Source organism: Flavobacterium frigidimaris (assembly GCF_002217275.1).
GTDB lineage: Bacteria > Bacteroidota > Bacteroidia > Flavobacteriales > Flavobacteriaceae > Flavobacterium > Flavobacterium aquidurense.
Window position 1 is genome coordinate 38,055 of record NZ_MUGV01000020.1, and the last position, 18,484, is coordinate 56,538.

At 33.2% G+C, this 18,484-nt stretch carries 14 protein-coding genes; 9 read left to right on the plus strand and 5 right to left on the minus strand.

All coding sequences use genetic code 11. The annotated features are described in order from the left end of the window. Positions 1-3: 3 nt before the first annotated feature. On the minus strand, positions 4-1,599 hold the full coding sequence (locus B0A65_RS12440) for an MFS transporter (protein ID WP_074661820.1): 1,596 nt from the start codon (positions 1,597-1,599) through the stop codon (positions 4-6). 437 nt (positions 1,600-2,036) lie between these two features. Here B0A65_RS12440 and B0A65_RS12445 point away from each other — a divergent pair, with 437 nt between their 5' ends. Further along, positions 2,037-2,987 (plus strand): alpha/beta hydrolase, encoded by a 951-nt coding sequence (locus B0A65_RS12445; protein WP_074661823.1) that lies wholly within the window; start codon positions 2,037-2,039, stop codon positions 2,985-2,987. An 82-nt stretch (positions 2,988-3,069) separates the two neighbouring features. On the opposite strand, the gene B0A65_RS12450 is transcribed toward B0A65_RS12445, so the two are convergent. The 3 genes from B0A65_RS12450 to B0A65_RS12460 form a co-directional block, all read right to left on the minus strand. Continuing rightward, complete coding sequence (locus tag B0A65_RS12450) at positions 3,070-4,473, minus strand: PepSY-associated TM helix domain-containing protein (protein ID WP_074661826.1); 1,404 nt, start codon at positions 4,471-4,473, stop codon at positions 3,070-3,072. A 73-nt stretch (positions 4,474-4,546) separates the two neighbouring features. Further along, entirely contained in the window at positions 4,547-5,773 is a 1,227-nt protein-coding gene (locus B0A65_RS12455; protein ID WP_074661829.1) for a DUF4374 domain-containing protein, read from the minus strand. Between the two features lie 31 nt (positions 5,774-5,804). Next, positions 5,805-8,192: a TonB-dependent receptor gene (locus B0A65_RS12460; protein ID WP_074661831.1), complete on the minus strand. Its 2,388-nt coding sequence runs from the start codon at positions 8,190-8,192 to the stop codon at positions 5,805-5,807. 107 nt (positions 8,193-8,299) lie between these two features. Here B0A65_RS12460 and B0A65_RS12465 point away from each other — a divergent pair, with 107 nt between their 5' ends. Continuing rightward, a complete protein-coding gene (locus tag B0A65_RS12465) occupies positions 8,300-9,331 on the plus strand; it encodes a helix-turn-helix domain-containing protein (protein ID WP_074661834.1) in 1,032 nt (343 codons plus the stop codon). A gap of 127 nt (positions 9,332-9,458) precedes the next feature. Here B0A65_RS12465 and B0A65_RS23620 read toward each other — a convergent pair whose 3' ends face one another. Continuing rightward, on the minus strand, positions 9,459-9,593 hold the full coding sequence (locus tag B0A65_RS23620) for a hypothetical protein (protein ID WP_262490030.1): 135 nt from the start codon (positions 9,591-9,593) through the stop codon (positions 9,459-9,461). A 345-nt stretch (positions 9,594-9,938) separates the two neighbouring features. Between B0A65_RS23620 and B0A65_RS12470 the strand changes: the two genes are divergently transcribed. The 7 genes from B0A65_RS12470 to B0A65_RS12500 all read left to right on the plus strand — a co-directional run bounded on the left by B0A65_RS12470 (position 9,939) and on the right by B0A65_RS12500 (position 18,347). Then, positions 9,939-10,253 carry a hypothetical protein gene (locus tag B0A65_RS12470; protein ID WP_074661837.1) on the plus strand — a complete coding sequence of 105 codons (315 nt, stop codon included), beginning with the start codon at positions 9,939-9,941 and terminating at the stop codon, positions 10,251-10,253. A gap of 358 nt (positions 10,254-10,611) precedes the next feature. Continuing rightward, positions 10,612-11,979 (plus strand): alginate export family protein, encoded by a 1,368-nt coding sequence (locus B0A65_RS12475; RefSeq protein ID WP_074661839.1) that lies wholly within the window; start codon positions 10,612-10,614, stop codon positions 11,977-11,979. Positions 11,980-12,071: 92 nt separating this feature from the next. Continuing rightward, positions 12,072-14,333: a CocE/NonD family hydrolase gene (locus B0A65_RS12480; RefSeq protein WP_083370483.1), complete on the plus strand. Its 2,262-nt coding sequence runs from the start codon at positions 12,072-12,074 to the stop codon at positions 14,331-14,333. A gap of 15 nt (positions 14,334-14,348) precedes the next feature. Then, complete coding sequence (locus tag B0A65_RS12485; RefSeq protein ID WP_083370484.1) at positions 14,349-14,912, plus strand: 2'-5' RNA ligase family protein; 564 nt, start codon at positions 14,349-14,351, stop codon at positions 14,910-14,912. Between the two features lie 237 nt (positions 14,913-15,149). Then, a complete protein-coding gene (locus B0A65_RS12490) occupies positions 15,150-16,073 on the plus strand; it encodes a helix-turn-helix domain-containing protein (RefSeq protein WP_074661844.1) in 924 nt (307 codons plus the stop codon). Between the two features lie 251 nt (positions 16,074-16,324). After that, positions 16,325-17,050, plus strand: a complete 726-nt coding sequence (locus B0A65_RS12495; RefSeq protein ID WP_074661847.1) for an SDR family oxidoreductase — start codon at positions 16,325-16,327, stop codon at positions 17,048-17,050. Between the two features lie 532 nt (positions 17,051-17,582). Then, the gene (locus B0A65_RS12500; RefSeq protein ID WP_074661850.1) at positions 17,583-18,347 is read left to right on the plus strand and encodes an SDR family NAD(P)-dependent oxidoreductase; all 765 of its coding nucleotides are present in this window, start codon (positions 17,583-17,585) and stop codon (positions 18,345-18,347) included. Positions 18,348-18,484: the final 137 nt, after the last annotated feature.

Genomic DNA, 18,484 nt, shown 5'->3' on the forward strand with positions numbered 1-18,484 from the left:
GTATTACAAATCCGTAATTGGTCTGTATTTAGGAACCAAAGTTTTCATTACAACCCATCCAATTAAATAACAAACTGCACAGATTGAGAAAATGATCATATATCCTGAGTTAATACCGTTCACAACAGTATCTCCTGATTCTGACAATAACTTTAAAAAATCTCCTAAATTAGCAACACCTTTTTCTTTTAAAAATATCTTTTCAGTTTCCGGATTTAAAAATTGAGGGTATTTCTCCAACAAAGATTGTCCGTTTATTAAACTCCAGTTTCTTTGTGTAAAATCAAATAAAACTCCTGATCCTTTATTAATTAAAGTTGAACCTAAACCTCCGGCTAATCCACCAATTCCTGTAATAGTTGCAATGGCTTTTTTAGGAAACATATCTCCAACTGTAGTAAAAATATTAGCTGACCATGATTGGTGTGCTGCACCTGCAATTCCAATAATAATTACGGGTACCCAGTAACTAATATATCCTAGAGGCTGAGCCACTAAAGCCAATAATGGAAAGAATGCAAAAATTAACATCGCTCTCATTCTTCCCTCGTATGGGTTCATGCCTTTCTTTTCAACAAAGTAAGTTGGCAACCAACCACCAATGATAGAAAGTAAAGTAATCATGTATAAAACAAATAATGGCAAAGCTGCTTCAGTAGAATCCATTCCGTAAACAGAACTTAAATAAGCTGGTGTCCAGAATAAGAAGAACCACCAAACTCCGTCTGTCATAAATTTTCCGAAGGCAAAAGCCCAAGTTTGTTTGTATTTAAAGCAATCTACAAAAGAAACTTTTGTACTTGTATCAGCAACATATCCCACTATTTTGCTATCTGCTATATCATCTTGCTGAATGTAAGCTAATTCTTCAGGGCTCACTTTTGAGTGTCTTTCCGGTTTATCATACATAAACATCCAGAATCCCATCCATACAAAACCTAAAGCACCAATGATTATAAATGCCATTTCCCATCCAAAAGATTTTGCAATAAACGGAATCGAAATTGGAGCAGCTAATGCTCCTACAGTCGCTCCTGCATTAAAAATACTAGTAGAGAAGGCTCTGTCTTTTTTAGGAAAATATTCAGCAGTTGTTTTGATCGCCGCTGGAAAATTTCCTGCTTCACCCACTGCTAAAACAAAACGGGCAAAAATGAATAAACTAACACTTACGTTAATTACCATTCCTGTATCATTAACGTTGTGAATCAATTCTTTTGCACCTTCAAAACCTACAAACCAGTTTCCTGTAATAATTCCTGCAGTTGCGATTCCACAAAATGCGTGCAAACAGGCACCAATTGACCAGATACCAATTGCCCATAAAAAACCTTTTTTGGTATCTAACCAATCCACAAACCTTCCGGCAAAAAGTAAGGAGACTGCATAAAAAATAGAGAATAATGCGGTAATATTTCCGTAATCGTTATTGGTCCAATGAAATTCAGGTGCTATAAAATCGTTCCATGTCAAAGAAAGAACCTGCCTGTCTAAGTAGTTGATAGTAGTTGCAAAAAACAACAATGCGCATATACTCCAACGATATCTTCCTGTTGATTTGTTAGTTTGGCTAATAGAAATTTCATTTGTTTGATTCATGGTAACGGTTTTATTCTAATTTATAATTTTTGGTATTTTGGACAATCCATTTATTTTTAAGTCACAACTTCAAAATCAAGTGATTAGTACAACAAAAAACAATTAATGTAATCGATTGCACAAATATACTTTTAAATCTTAATAATACAAATAAATTGTATAAAAAATTATTTTAGTACTTTAAATTAACATTTCACGTAAAAAAAAGAACTCAAAATTACACATTAAACAATATATATGTTAAATAAGAACATGTGAAATTTGTCCGTTTTATATGTCACAATTGTACTAAAATCAATCTTTTCAAATCTATTTATGAAGCTTATTCTTATGCTAAATATAAAGCTCTTGTATTACGGCAAAGTTGAGAAATGAATAAAAAAACATAAATTTGGATCTGTTTCATTAAATTAATTAAAACTAAAAGACTTATAACATTGAAAAACGCAAGACACTTCATAACTGGTAAATCACTTTTTAACCTGGTTTTATTCTTCGGAATAACAAGTCAGCTACAAGCACAAAATCAGGTAATTCCACTATGGAAAACAATTCCACAAGAAATTAAAGCTCCCGATTATCAGGAAAAAGAAATTATAAAAGACGGAAAAGTGCAGAGTACAAGCCAGGTTTCAATACCTACACTTAGTATCTTCTTCACAAAAGAAATCAAGCAAAATCAAACCGCAGTAATTATTCTTCCTGGCGGTGGATATTCGCATTTAGCAATTGACAAAGAAGGTACTAAAGTTGCAGAGTGGCTTAATAGCTTAGGAATTGTTGCTTTTGTTTTGAAGTACAGATTGCCGAGTGATTTAATCATGACCAATAAAACCGTTGGTCCGTTGCAGGATGCGCAGGAAGCCATTCGTATTGTACGCTTAAATGCTGCAAAATGGAACATTGATCCGAATAAAATTGGTATTATGGGATTTTCTGCAGGCGGGCATTTAGCAGCGACAGCATCTACTCATTACGATGAGAGAGTATATGAAACTTCATCAAAAATAAGTGCACGCCCGGATTTTTCGCTTCTTATTTACCCTGTAGTATCTATGGAAAACGACATAACACACAAAGGATCTCAAACAAGTTTATTAGGCAATAATCCATCGCAGGATTTGACAGATTCCTTTTCTAATGAGAAAAAAGTAACGGCACAAACGCCAACCGCTTTTATCGTACATGCGACAGATGATACAGTTGTTTTACCAGAAAATAGTATTAATTACTATCTGGCACTTAAAAAAAACGGAGTTACATCTGAGTTACATTTATACGAAAGCGGCGGTCATGGCTTTGGTTTGGGTGTAAAAGATACCAGTAAATTCTGGACAAGAGATTGTGAAGAATGGCTTACCGCTCACGGATATTTCACTAAAAAGTAAACAACCAAAAAAGGCGAAACTTAAAAGTTTCGCCTTTTTCATTCTCAAAAAAAAATACAAAAGTGATTATCTAAAAAATTACTTAAACAGATACTTCCTTTTGAGGAACTACTTTTGGCCTGATAATGGGCGTGGCTTTGGCAGCAACTTTTGGAGAAGCTGGCGCTTTTTTTCCAAATTTCTGTTTTCCCCACCATATTAAAAACCCGGTAATTGGTAAACTGGCAGAGATTAAACTGGCAAAAAAAGCGATAAACTTTCCGGTTAATCCTAAAATACTTCCAACATGAATATCATAATTCATCCTGCGAATTTTATCCGGAATATTAGCTTCCATATATTTCCCTGAAAAAGGCGTTTTTATTGATATTTCTTTTAAGGTTTGCTGATCAAAGCTATAACGGTCCATATTATAGAATGTATTTTTCTGCTTGTAAACAAACGCACCAATAGCGTCAGCCGGTTTTTCTGGTATAGTAACCATAATTCCTGCTGCCTCATGATTCTCTTTTGAAATATTCAATAAAACTTTATCTACTGTCGTTAATGCAAAAGTTTTAACATGGGTTGTATCTGATTTAGAAGATTCTCTGCTTTCAACTAACGGCTTTCCTCCGGAAGTTACCCAATATAATGATTTACTCCACCAACCAAAACTCCATACTAAACCGGTTATTGAAATAAACAAAAGAAAAATCATACTATAAAAACCAAGTACATTGTGCATATCGTAATTGACACGTTTAAAAGTTGCTGACCATTTGATTTTAAAACTTTTATCACGAATTGATTTAATCCATTTTGTAGGCCACCAAAGTACCAAACCTGAGATTAAAAGAAATACAAAAATTAAAACAGCAACACCCACAATTGGCCGACCGATATCATACGGCAACCACAAAGCCCTGTGTCCGTTTAATATAAACCTGAAAAAATCCGGAGAATCTGTTCTTGAAACCGATTTAATATTGAGTATTTCACCAGTATAAGGATTCATATAAACACTGCTAAAGATTCCGCCTCTTCTCTTTTTAGATTTCTCTTCTTTTCCTTTTCTCAGTGATTTCCCTTTTTCACCGGCATTTTTAGCCAGATCCGGTTTTCTTTCTCTGGTTTTACCTTTTTTGTCTTTTACTTCTTTGTCTTTTGCTTCTTTTTTCTGAGTAAAATACCCCACAATAGCGGCATCCTCTTTTCCGCCAAAAGTAATACTGGTAGCATGTTTGCCTTTCATTGCCTTATCTGCAACTGGAATTAATTGCGATGGTAATAAAAAAGCTTTTTCCTGAGGTGTTACATAACGCCAGTCTTCAATAAAATCTTTAATTTCATTTTCAAAAACATAGATACAGCCGGTAAGACTTACAATCACGACGATAATTCCGGATGCTAATCCGAGCCATAGGTGCAGCCAGGCCATAACACGCTTAAACAGCGATTTTTTACTTTTTTTCTTATTTGGATTTGATTTAGAAGAAGAAAACATATGGATAAAGAGTATAAAAGATAAATAAAAAAACCGTAAGCCCCGAAAAGCTTACGGTCCAAAAAAAACAATTTTAATATTTTAATTTCGCTATTGCAGTAATCTGTCCACCTTCCACTTTCATACCTCTGGTCGCCACGGCTGTTGTACCATTAATGCTATAGATCCAATTTCCTTCAGGAGTATTGATACCTACTATGGCAGAATTTCCATCTTCAGTCGTAATGTTATAGCGGCTTGTAACAGAAGTTAAGGTTGCAGGAGCATTTGTCACCCATGTAAAAGTCTGATTGTAAACATCGGCGATAGCTAATTTAGGAACCCCATTATTTTTACCTGCATTTCCGTACATTAACAATAAGAATTTCCCTTTTGAAATATAGTTTGTAGCAGAGATTTTGTAACCTCCTGATTTTTCCTGTACATTAAAGAAATACGTTTTATCAAAATCAGTAGTTCCTTTTTTAATTTTTACGATTGCTGATGGCTTTGTAGAAGTTAAAACTGCATTACTAGTAGCAATCGCACCTGAAAAACCATAAGCGTCTCCGTTTTCATCCTGAAATAATCCGTTTGTAAAATAAGCCCCTAAATAACTGGTACGATTATCTTTAATTACTTTTTCTAATTTAAGTTCCGGATAATTGTACACGGCTACCCATGTACTATCTGGATTTGAGGTTCCGAAATTATCAACTCCATCTCCCTTAATGCTCATATACGGCATATAAACTTTATCTCCAACCTGAGTTGCCCAGGTGTAGAATGCTCTTTCTCCGTTTCCGGCCAACTTTTTAGTGTCTTGTTGTACTTCACCAGTAATAAGTGATTTTTCAGCATCAATTTTATACATTGAAGCGATTGAAGCACCACTTCTTGGTACTTTTATCGTTAAAATATCTTTGTTAACAGCTGCAAAAACATGAACTGTTTCTGCCTGAAAATTAGATTTTTTAACTAATTTTCCCTCAGTAGTCAAGTTATAAGTTGTAACAGCTCCCGGATTTCCCTGCCCGTACAATAAACTAAAAAAATTGTTTTGTGCTGTTATGTAATAACGGTAAGTTCCGTCTTGTTCTAATCCGTTACCAGTCGTTGTGATAGATCCGGTAGCAACATCATCTGTAGTCAATAAATAATCTGCAATTCCGGTTGCACCTGTCGTGGCAGTGATAATATATTTTGTTTTTCCTGTGTCTACCCCTCCTGTTTCACTTCCTGCTTTATCAGAATCACTGCTACAAGAGAATGTCGTAAACGCTAAGGCAGCTAATAAAGCTAATTTGCAATTTGTTTTCATAGTATTATGGTTGTATTAAAAATTAATAATTTTATTTCGTGAAAAAATATCTGAATTTTATATAGAATGCCCTTCCTGGCTTTTGCAATGAAAAATTGTCATACAGCATATTATCAAATACATTTTTACATTCAAAAGCAACATTATATTTTCCGTTTGCAAGCGTATAAACGGCGTTTAAATCATGACTAAATTGTTGCGGAATTTCCAATTTACTATCCTTGCTTCCCATACTTGGCCATGACAAATAATAAGTGTGTACATACAGCAAATTATAGCCTACAGACAAGTTGTTTCCTTTTTTTATAAGATCATTGAAGAATACAGTAGCATCTGCATTTCCAAATAAATAGGGCATATTTGGAATTCTGTCTTTGTAAAAAGGGGATACATAATTTTGATTCGGTTCGTATTCGGTCATATTGCGAATGTTTTGATACGTTGCATTAAGTCCCGCTGTAAATCTGTTTCGGTACGAATAGCGAACCTCTCCGTCTATACCGTAATTGGTAACCTTGCCCTGATTAACATTTGTCGTCATAGTCTGATTGTTATTCAGCGTTGGGCGAATAAAGTCAGTTGCATTTCTGTGTAAAAGATTTACATCAAATGACAAGGCATTTACTTTGTTAAAGCTGGTTTGATAACTCGCGCCAATATTAAAATTATTACTGGTTTCTGGCTTCAAGGCAAGATTCCCTTCTAAATTATCATTTACATTCCCAAAAATTTCTTCTGGAGTTGGCAGCCTGTAACTTTTTTCAAAAGAAGCTTTTATCTGCAAATTGTGCTTTATATAATAGCTCGTCGCGGCTCCATAACCTGTTGTAGATGTATTATCAACAAATTGTTGATACGCAATATCTCCGGCGTTTCCTGAGGGGTTGTAACTTCTGGAATACGTTGTTTTCAAGGAATACTCTTTTAAAAATACAGATGTACTCCACTTTTGGTTAAAATCAAATTTATATCCTGCACCTAAAACATTCTTTTGTGTCTTTTTAGGTTGTTTGTAGACAAGAGATTCCGGAACCAATTCATCACTTTCTTTACGATCGAAAGTTGTAAAAGTATTATTTAGCATAAAAGAGTGTCGCTCTCCCAATGCATAAGTAGCATTGGCTGTTGCTACTCCATTATTGTTTTGAAACTTACGAAGCGTACGGCTCCTTTCTCCTCCTGCACCTTCATATTGTTTATAATCACCAAACCAGTTGTATCTTCTGTAAACAGTATCAATATTTTGTTCTTCTCCAAAGTTGTAATTTGCGGTAAGATTGAAATTAAGGCCTTTAGTAAAGAAATCTTTGACCTGATATTTTAAAGTTGGCATTAAAATATTTCCTTTTCGATAAATTTTCCCAAACACACTGACCATTCTGGCACCAGTTTGAATATCTGCCTTATTTTCTCCGGCTGTGAAACCAAATAATAACTTATCAGCATATTTTTTCCCGGTTAAACCAACATTCAAAATCACCGTTTCGTTACGGTATTTATCATGAAATCTTCTAACACGCTGGTTCGGAAAATACGCTCCTGTATTCAAATCTGCTACATCTACATTTACCCAATAATTATTGTCTGAGTAATTCTGAAAAGCATTAATCTCAGTTGTAAAACCACTTTTAGACGTATAGCCCGCATTTACACTTGTGCGATGTGTATTAAAAGATCCAAAAGAATAAGAAGCATCAAAATATGTACGGGGCTTGCTGTTGGTAACAATATTTACTGCTCCGCCCAAAGCATCTCCTCCCAGCCAAATGGGCACAACACCTTTATAAACCTCTACCCGATCCGCAAGGTTTATTGGAATATTATTCATTTGAAAAGAAGATCCAAAATTATCCATCGGAACTCCATCAATAAAAATTTTGACCTGATTGCCCTGAAAACCATTAATAGAAAGTTCTGATCTTGATCCTACTCCGCCCGCCTCACGAACACGTACACCGGAAACTCTGTCTAACGCATGTGCTAAATCAAGAGTAGAATTGTGAAGTTTTTTAGCATCAATGGCGGTAACGTTATAGGCTTGTTTATTTACTTTTTCCGTTTGAGAACGTCCCAATACGGTTACAGATTCTAATTCGTTCAATTCACTTTCTAGCGGAATTGAAAAATGCAGTGGATTTTTTCCCGAAACTTCAATAAGTTTTTTTTGAGGAGCAAAACCTATTGCAGTAATTTTTAAAATGTGTTTTCCAGGCTTTACATTTTTGAAAATAAATTTTCCGTTTTCATCAGAAATTATACTTAAGTCTGTTTTTTCTATAGCCAGTGTAGCATATGGAATTGTTTGCCCAGAATTTTCAAGTACTTGTCCAGTAACTGAAACACCCTGATTTTGTTGGGAAAATGATAAGAACGAAAAAAGGAAAAATACAATAAAAAATAAAAATTTGTGAGTTGTCATATCTTTAATTAGACTAATTATAAATAACTTTGCCGCAAAAGTACCATCAACAACCCGAAAAAATATAGGGAAAAACGGATTATTATTTTGTAAAAACGGATTATATTTTGAAAATCAAATCGAAACTTTTAGCGCACCAGGAAGCAGTCATTCAAATTGAAATTGGCAGTCATTATTGTTCAAAAAATCATTTAACCGAAGAAAACATACATATCGAAAACACCGGTATAGAAGAAATAAAAAGTCGACATCTTATCACAAACGGAATGGTTCTTCTTGATACTCAGATGTATTTTACAACTCCACAAACTATTATTTTTGAAATTGATGAAGAGTCCGTAGTAATGAATTTTATTTGTTGCAACAATGTTGAAACCTATATTGACAATTTAGATACTGAGAAATTTTCTAAGGAAAATACCCATAATATTTTCTATACGCATAATTACAAAGCCACTTATAAAATTCCGGCATTTGAACAAATTAATTATTTGTCTATTATTTTATCTAAAGATTTTTATTCTACTATTATCAATGAAGACTGGGAACTTCATGAAAAATTTTCAAAAAACATTTTACTAAAAAAATCAAGTTATTTAACGTCAAAATATATCCCGTTTACACCGGCAATTCAATGGATAATTCATGAAATAAAAGTTTGTAATCGTCATGGTGCCTTAAAGAAAATGTATCTTGAAGCAAAAATTAAAGAATTGCTAATTCATCAGCTTGAAACCATAATTCCATTACCAAAACAAAAAGATCACATTGATGAAGATGATTACAACAAATTAGCAGAGGCCAAGGAAATACTTGAAAAAGACTATGTTCATGCACCAACATTGACCGAACTGTCGAGATTAATTTCCTTAAATGAATTTAAACTAAAAAAAGGATTTAAAGCTTGTTTTGGCACTACTGTCAAAAGTTATATCATAAAACTAAGGATGGAACATGCAAAGAAATTATTCCAAAATAAATCCATAACCGTAAGTGAAGCAGCTTATAAATGCGGGTACAAAGATGTCTCCCATTTTTCAGCCGCATTTAAGAGTTTTTATGGTTTTTCTCCTCAAAAAATTAAAATCAACTGGGATGTTATTCGTTTCTGGATATCAGGGATTATATTATTAAGTTAAAAAAAAAGGGTTTTTAAATTTGGCTAACGTGTAACCAAATCTAAAAACCCCATAAAAATTAGACTCTATTGTATGTCTTGCAAATTTACACAATGAATTCATCGTAAAATGAATTGTCAAATTTTCATTAAAAAAATGTTTCTCCAAAAACAGTTTTAAGAAGATCATATGCTGTTAAAAAAGGTAAAGCAGCATAACTTTTTGAACTTCTACGAGGCAAAACTACAAGCAACTTTCCATAAAAACTTACGGTTTTCCTCATTTTTCCACTTTTTTTTCACTTTTAACATTTGTTTAATTTTCATTTTATCGAGTTCGTTTTTTAAGCTCCTTAAATTTAATTTCTTACCTTAAAAAACATGAAAATTCAAAATCTTACAAATTTTTCTTGTTCTCGATTAAATTCAACTAAGAAATTATGAAATACATTTGTTTGTTTTTTTTGACTGTAAAATGTAAAGATTTCTTTCTTGTCCTAGATTAAGTTGAAAATACAAATTAAGAAATACATTTGTAAAGCAAATTAGAAGTTCAGACAACAAGTGAAAAGAAAAAAAACTTAGAACCTTAGTTCCTTAGAATCTCAGAACCTTAAAAATAAACAATTATGAAAATATTTGAATTCTTAATACTCGGAAAAAACGAACCAATATTGGAGATTTTACTTCGATTGGTGAATGCTTACGAAGACTGGAATGCGGTAGGCTTCAACGATGAAAAAGCTGCTCAGGAATATTTTCTCAACAACAAAATTGACATAGTTTTGCTGAGTTCCGGAATCGAAGACCATGTCGAAAAAGAATTTACTTCATTTTGTTTACAACAACAACCCGATGTCGAAGTAATTGAGCATTTTGGAGGAGGAAGTGGTTTATTAAAATCAGAAATACAACACCGATTATATCTTAAAGGAAAAATTTAGATCCTAAAATTTTTCTCATTACCGCCTTTTTATTAAAACATTTACGAAGATCGCCCATCAATTGACGATATATCGTTAAAACCTCTATTGTCTTTTTTGAAAAACTCTCTATAAATCAACGCCTTACAAACAAGGCACTGCTTTTGAACGTATTAAACTGAAAATCAAACCGAATTTAATTTTTTGAAAACCTTTTTATCATTAAACAAAATTTAATTATCATGAAAAAATTAATAGTAATACCAATTTTATTATGAATCCAAAAATGGTACTATCAACTTTACTTTTAATTTTTTGTTTGCTAATTTTCGCTCAGGACCCGATAACTTATTCTGAAGATTATCAAAAAAATTAAGTTATGAAAACACTATTCCGAATATTACTGCTTTTGGGGTTCTTTTATTCTGCCAATGCGCAACAAAAAATGACATTTCAAAAATTAAGATATGATGATGATCTGACTTATTTGAAAGATTCTAGCAGAAATTGGTATGAAAAAATCAAATACATTCCACTTAGTCAAAACAGTAAATATTACGCCACGATTGGCGGCGAAGCAAGATTGCAGTACACCTACACCCTAAACGACAAATGGGGCGATGAGTCTGATGAAGGTGATGGTTATTTACTTTCTCGTTATCTGCTTCATGCTGATGTACATTTAGGCGCATTCAGAACTTTTGTGGAGTTGCAGAGTAGTTTGGCAAACAGTAAAATTGATCCAAGCCCTGTTGATGAAAATGAATTAGATTTCCATCAGGCATTTTTGGATATTGATTTTATTCATAATACAAGCGAACGATTGACATTACGTTCCGGAAGACAGGAAATGTCGTATGGTTCGCAGCGTCTCATTGCAGTTCGAGAAGGCCCAAACAGCCGACTTGCTTTTGATGCAATCAAATTATTTTACAAAAAGAATAATTGGCAAACAGATGCCTTTTTCACACATCCTGTAGCCAACAAACAAGGAACTTTTAACGACCGTTTTAATGAAAACGCACAATTCTGGGGAAGTTATACTGTGCTTCATAAAGTTCCCTTCATTCAAAATATCGATTTCTATTATTTAGGATTATGGAAAAAGAAAGCCGTTTTTGATGATGCTATCGGAGAAGAAAATCGTCAGTCTGTCGGAAGTAGAATCTGGAAAAATAAAGGAAACTGGAAATACGATTTTGAAGGATTATATCAATTCGGAAATATCAATGAAAAAGCAATCTCGGCCTGGACGCTTTCCTCTTTTGCCTGTTATACTTTTACAGAAGTAAAATTCAGTCCTGAAATTGGTTTGAAAACAGAAATTATTTCCGGAGATAAACATTCAGATGATAATCATTTACAAACTTTTAATCCGTTATATCCGAGAGGCGCCTATTTTGGATTAGTTGCATTAATTGGTCCATCCAACTTAATTGACATTCACCCTTCAATTAATTTTACTTTAACAGAAAAGCTAGGCCTTGGTTTTGATTATGATATTTTTTGGAGAGAATCAATTAGTGATGGTATTTATGCTCCAAATATGCAATTATTATATTCCGGAAAAGATACTACAGAACGCTTTATAGGCTCTCAATTGATTACAAATTTAGATTATTCTGCAAATGATTTTCTGACTTTTACATTAGAATCGGGTTGGTTTAATGCTGGCTCCTTTTTAAAAGAAGTCGGAACAGGAAAAGATTATTTTTATGCAGCGCTGACGGCTCAATTTAAATTTTAAATACAATTTAAACCTTCATCATATTTATAAGAAATTTAAACTATTTTTGAGAAAACAAATTTAAAGCAAAACCTCAAAAATAATTTTCAGGCATGATGAAAAACATCCTAATACTACTGATTTGTTTCTCCTTTCAAATAGGAACTTCACAAAAAATATATTTCGATAAATCTAAATTCAGTGATAGCATAAGCATCAGTCAAAATATGCCTTTACTGGCAAAAAAAGTAGCACCTACCTATAAAAATGCGAATAAAGGAACATTTTTAGACAGCTATGCCAGAATACAATTTGTTGCCGGAGATTACAAAGACATGGAGCGAAATTTTGTTAACTACTCTCAAGAGATACTAGGCGACAGTATTGTAAATAGACCGCTGGGATTTATCTATAAAACATATGCCAGAACAATCACAAAAGCACCTGGCTCAAATTCAGATTTTGAAAAAAACTTTACAACTGAATTTTACAAATTATACAACAGCTTTACTAATGATGGAAAAAATTGGACTGAGAGTTATTATGATATAAAATTGGCTGATATGAAAACCAATTTTGAATCGAAACTGAAAGTTGCTCAAACAAGCGACAGTATCAGCGTAGAAGATGCAGCAGTTTTATGTCGCCATTATTCACGATATTTTATTTACAGCAGAACGCTTTCTATTGCAAGTAAAATAATTAAAAAAATAGAAAGCGATACTTATATAATCGATAAAGACATCATTATTACCTTACCAAACAAAAGCACAATTTCTGGCACTATGGTTCAATTAAGAAATGTATCCGGTCCACAACCTGTAGTAATGAAATACACTATCTATGCCGGAAATGAACTTAGGCAATGCAAAGAAATAGCTACTTTGGGTTATGTTGGCTTTATTGCCAATACAAGAGGTAAAAATTTAAGTAATGATCCAATTGAGCCTTACGAACACGATGGTGATGATGCTTATTACATTCTGGATTGGGTCAGCAAACAACCTTGGTGCAATGGCAAAATTGGTTTATACGGCGGGAGTTATCTGGGATTTGCACAGTGGAGTGCCATGAAAAAAGTGCATCCTGCCTTAAAAACAATTGTCCCTTCAGTATCTGTTGGTGCAGGAATCGACTTTCCGATGCAAAACGGTATTTTTATGAGTTATGCATTAAGATGGATCCATTTCGTCGCAAATAATAAATTAACAGATCTTAATGATTTTCAAGACAATAAAAAATGGGATGACGTTTTTTCTCAATATTATAAAAACGGTAGTAGTTTTAGAACTTTAGATAAGGTAGAAGGTAATACTTCTCCGTTATTTCAAAGATGGTTAGATCATCCAACATACGATGCTTATTGGCAAAACATGACGCCTCAAAAAGAAGCTTTTGCCAATATCAATATTCCAATATTGAGTACTACAGGCTATTATGACGACGATCAGCTGGGTGCTCTGTATTATTACAATCAATATCAGAAATACAATAAAACAAACAACTATTATTTAATAATTGGGCCTTATGACCATATAGGTTCACAAGGATATCCAAAAAAAGAATTAGGAGGATATGAAATTGATGAAGTAGCAAATATTCCAATTAATGCTATTATTTTCCAATGGTTTGACTATATTCTAAAAGGGGCTAAACGTCCGGATGTTTTAAAAGATAAAGTAAACTTTCAAATCATGGGCAAAAACGAATGGAAAAGTGTTCCATCGTTAGATAAAATGCACAATCAGGATCTTGCTTTTTACCTTAGCTGCAACAACACTAAATATTCACTACAAAAAACAGCTCCTAAAAAAACAACCTCTATTAATCAAACAGTTGATTTTAAAGATCGTTCTGAAATTAATATTTATAGCGATGATTATGTAAATGGATTTCCTAATGTTAGTGATTCTATTTTTAAGCCTGAAAAACACTTGTTAGTTTTTGAAAGTGATCCAATTTCAGAACCTATGATTATAAGTGGCTCATTAAAAGCTTCCTTAAAAATAAGCAGTAATAAAAAAGACATCGATGTTGAATTACAACTTTTTGAAAAAACGGCAAACGGCCAATATTTTGCTTTAAGCAATAATATACAAAGAGCAAGTTTAGCAAAAGACCGCACTAAAAGACAACTCTTAGTGCCTAACAAAATCGAAACTATTGATATCAATCAGACTTTTATAACTTCTAAAGAATTACAAAAAGGAAGTTCTATTATTATTGTTTTGGGAGTTAATAAAAATCCAAATTGGGAAGTAAATTACGGTTCAGGCAAAGATGTAAGTTCTGAAGACATGACCGATGCTAAAGATCCATTAGAAATAAAATGGTATAGTAACAGTACAATTACGCTCCCGATCCTGAAATTATAAAGTCATTTTTATATAATGGAAAAGAAATATTCAGTTGTTTTTCATCCTTCAGAAGATGGAATTGCGTTTATCAAAAAACTAAAATTAGAATTATTTAATAAAATTGAATGGTATAACAGTTGCAATTCTGTGGCTCACATTACCATTGGGGGTTTTAAAGCAAATGAAAATCAGCTTGAAAAATACAGACAAAAACTTTTTAAAATTGCTGATACTTTAACTCCCGTTCCAATTTATTTAGATCATTTTGATGCATATGAAGAAAGTCGGACGTTCTTCATATCTCCCAGTGAAGAATCTAAATTATGCCTAAAACCCATGATGAAAAAAATTCAGGACGCACTTCTGATTTCAAGTAAAGACAGAAGCGACGACCCGCATATTTCAATAGGACGAAATCTAACACCCGAAAATATAAAAATTGCGCGTGATTTATTCAAGACAATTAATATGAGTTTTTTATGTGATACCATTATTTTAAGAGAATTTGATCCTATCAAAAAACAATATTTTATATTAGAAACTTTTCCTTTTGGCAGTAATCCTCAGCCAGAATTAATTCAGGGGAGTCTTTTTTAACCGCAAGGTGCGCAAGGGCCTTACGCAAAGGGCGCTAGTGATTTCTCGCAAAGACGCAAAGTCGCAAAGGAAATAAACTTTGCGACTTTGCGTCTTTGCGAGATTAAATAAGGCAGCTTTGCGAACCTAGCGTAAAACCCTTGCGCACCTTGCGGTTAAATCCACACAAAGCAAAGAACCTGAAACAAAAAAACAATCTTTTATTTTTCGTATATTTGAATTTTACAATTCACACCTATGAAATCCCTAGATTCATTTTACCAGGATATTACCGAAGGTTCCTCCGTTGAACCCAATTCATTATTGCCCAACGACATCAAAAAAGAAATTGGTCACTTTAATGTATTTGACATTAAAGAACTTTATGAAAGACTCAAAGACAAACCCGGTATGCCTTATGACAGAAGGGCTTACTATAAAATCAGTTTAATTCGGGGAAAAAATCGTGCTGAATATGCCGATAAAATAATCGACATCGAAAAACAGGGACTATTATTTGCTACACCAAAAATCCCGTATAACTATTTACCGCAGGACACCAATCAATCCGGTCAATTTTGCGTTTTTACCAGTGAATTTTTATCCAAAAACAAAAGCGGAATTGATCTGGATGACCTTCCAATATTTGCTGCTGACGGCTATCCTATTTTTCAGCTTACCGATGAAGAAGTTTTCGAAGTAGAATTGATTTTCAATAAAATACAAAAAGAAATCAATTCTGATTATATCTACAAATACGATTTAATTCGGAATTATGTGGCGGAGTTAATTCACTTTGGACAAAAATTACAACCTATAACAGCATTGTATTCCAAACATAATTCGGCGGCGAGAGTTTCTTCTTTATTTGCCGAATTATTAGAAAGGCAATTCCCTATTGAATCGCCACATCAGCGATTAGAACTCAGAACAGCCAAAGATTTCGCTGAAAGATTATCCGTTCACGTGAATCATTTGAATAAGGTTTTAAAAGAAAACACCGGAAAAACCACAACCGAATTAATCAGCACTCGTTTGATAAACGAAGCCAAAATCCTTTTAAAACAAACCGATTGGAACATTTCTGAAATCGCTTTTTCACTAGGTTTTGAAGAATTAGCACACTTTTCCAACTTCTTTAAAAAACAAACTTCCTTTACGCCTTTAGCTTTCCGTTCCTAATTTTAGATTGCAGATTGCAGATTTTAGATTTTAGATTTTTTGATATTGATATTGAAATTGATATTGAAATTGATATTGAAATTGATATTGATATTGATATTGAAATTGAAATTGAAATTGTTTTTTGATATTGACATTGATATTGATTTTTGTTTACCGATTTGAATTTCGCAAACTTCGATTTGATATTTACAATTCCCCAACTGTGCTTTACTCCTACCTTTGTCTTATCAATTTAAAAGATCAAAAAGATGAACTTAGCAAACAACAAAATTTTAATAACAGGCGGTGCAAGCGGAATTGGACTTGGCCTGACCGAACGTTTTATTCAGGAAAACAATACCGTAATTATCTGCGGAAGAAGAGAATCGGTTTTAGAGGAAGTTAAAGCAAAATTCCCAACCGTAATTACAAAAGTATGCGATTTATCAGATGAAAAAGAGCGCATCGCACTTTATGAATGGATTGCAGAAAATCACCCTGATTTAAATGTATTAATCAACAATGCCGGAATCCAAAAATGGGTTTCTGTTACCGATGCTGATTTCTACGAAAGCATGAAAACAGAATTGAGTACAAATATAGAAGCGCCCTTGCATTTAACGTCTTTATTTATTCAACTAGAATCACTTAAAACGGTAATGAATGTAACTTCAGGATTGGCCTTTTCGCCTTTCGCAAAAGTTCCGGTTTATTCGGCTACAAAAGCTTTTTTCCGTTCGTTTACACTTTCACTGCGTCATATTTTAAAAGCAAAAAATATTGAAGTTATCGAAATTATTCCACCTGCTTTGAACACCGATTTGGGTGGAATTGGTTTACATGACTCACATCCAAGTGTAGCCGACTTTATTGTTTCTATTTTCGAACAACTAAAAAACGGAAAAAGCGAACTTACTTACGGCACCAGCGAAACAAGATTAAACGCAAGTGTCCCTGAATTAAAAGCTTCATTTGAGGCATTACACGGGAATTAATTAAAAATTGAGAATTAAAAATTAAAAATCTGTGGCATATTTTTTTTAAACACATAGAAACATAGATAATTGGAACGATTAAAAAAGGCATTTCATTAAACTAAAAACACATAGCTGTGTGTTAGAAAACTAGTTTCTTTCCATACTTTTATTAAAGGCAAAAAATCTATGTTTCTATGTGGTTAAATTTTCTCTCGCAGATTTAGCAGATTTAGCAGATTTTTTAATCAATTTAATCCTTTAATCTGTGGCAATATTTTTAAACACATAGAAACATAGATAATTGAAACGCTTAAAAAAGGCATTTCATTAAACTAAAAACACATAGCTGTGTGTTAGAAACCTAGTTTCTTTCAATTGTCTTATTAAAAGCAAAAAAATCTATGTTTCTATGTGGTTAAATTTTCTCTCGCAGATTTAGCAGATTAGCAGATTTTTTAATCAATTTAATCTGTGGCAAATATTTCAATAATTAACAATCTATATTCTATATTCTATATTCTAAAATCAACAATCTAAAATCTAAAATAAAATGGCAGTAAATACAAAAATCGCTTTAGTAACAGGCGGCAGCAGAGGCTTAGGAAAAAACATGGCAATTGCGATTGCAAAAAAAGGAATTGACGTAATCATAACGTACAACAGTAAAAAAGAAGAAGCGGATTCAGTGGTAAAAGAAATTGAAAGTCTTGGTCAAAAAGCAGCTTCACTTCAATTGAATGTAGCCGATTCAGGTACTTTTGATTCTTTCTTCGAAAGTGTTTCCGAAGTGCTGAAAAGTACTTTTAAAACCGATAAATTCGATTTTCTGGTAAACAATGCCGGAATTGGAATTCACAATTCATTCATCGGAACAACAGAAGCAGAGTTTGATCAATTGACCAATATTCAATTCAAAGGTCCATTTTTCTTAACACAGAAAGCCTTAAACGTAATGAATGACGGTGGTGGAATCGTAAATATTTCAACTGGTTTGGCCAGATTCTCTTTCCCGGGTTATGCGGCTTATGCTTCAATGAAAGGCGCGATCGAAACTTTGACTAAATATCAGGCAAAAGAATTAGGAGAAAGAAAAATCAGAGCAAATGTTGTGGCGCCAGGTGCCATCGAAACTGATTTTGGCGGAGGCGTGGTTCGCGACAATGAACAGTTAAACAAAAACTTAGCGGCAGCAACAGCTTTAGGAAGAGTTGGTTTACCCGACGATATTGGTGGTGTAGTTGCCTTTTTATGTACGGAAGACGCTCGTTGGGTAAACGCACAACGTATTGAGGTTTCTGGTGGAATGATGTTGTAATAATTGTGAATTGTGAATTGTGAATGGTAAAAAGTGAAATGACAATTCATTGTATAAATGAAACCTAACGGTTTTATAATTTAAAAATAAAACCCGATAGACATTAAAATCTATCGGGTTTGTTGTTTCAATATATT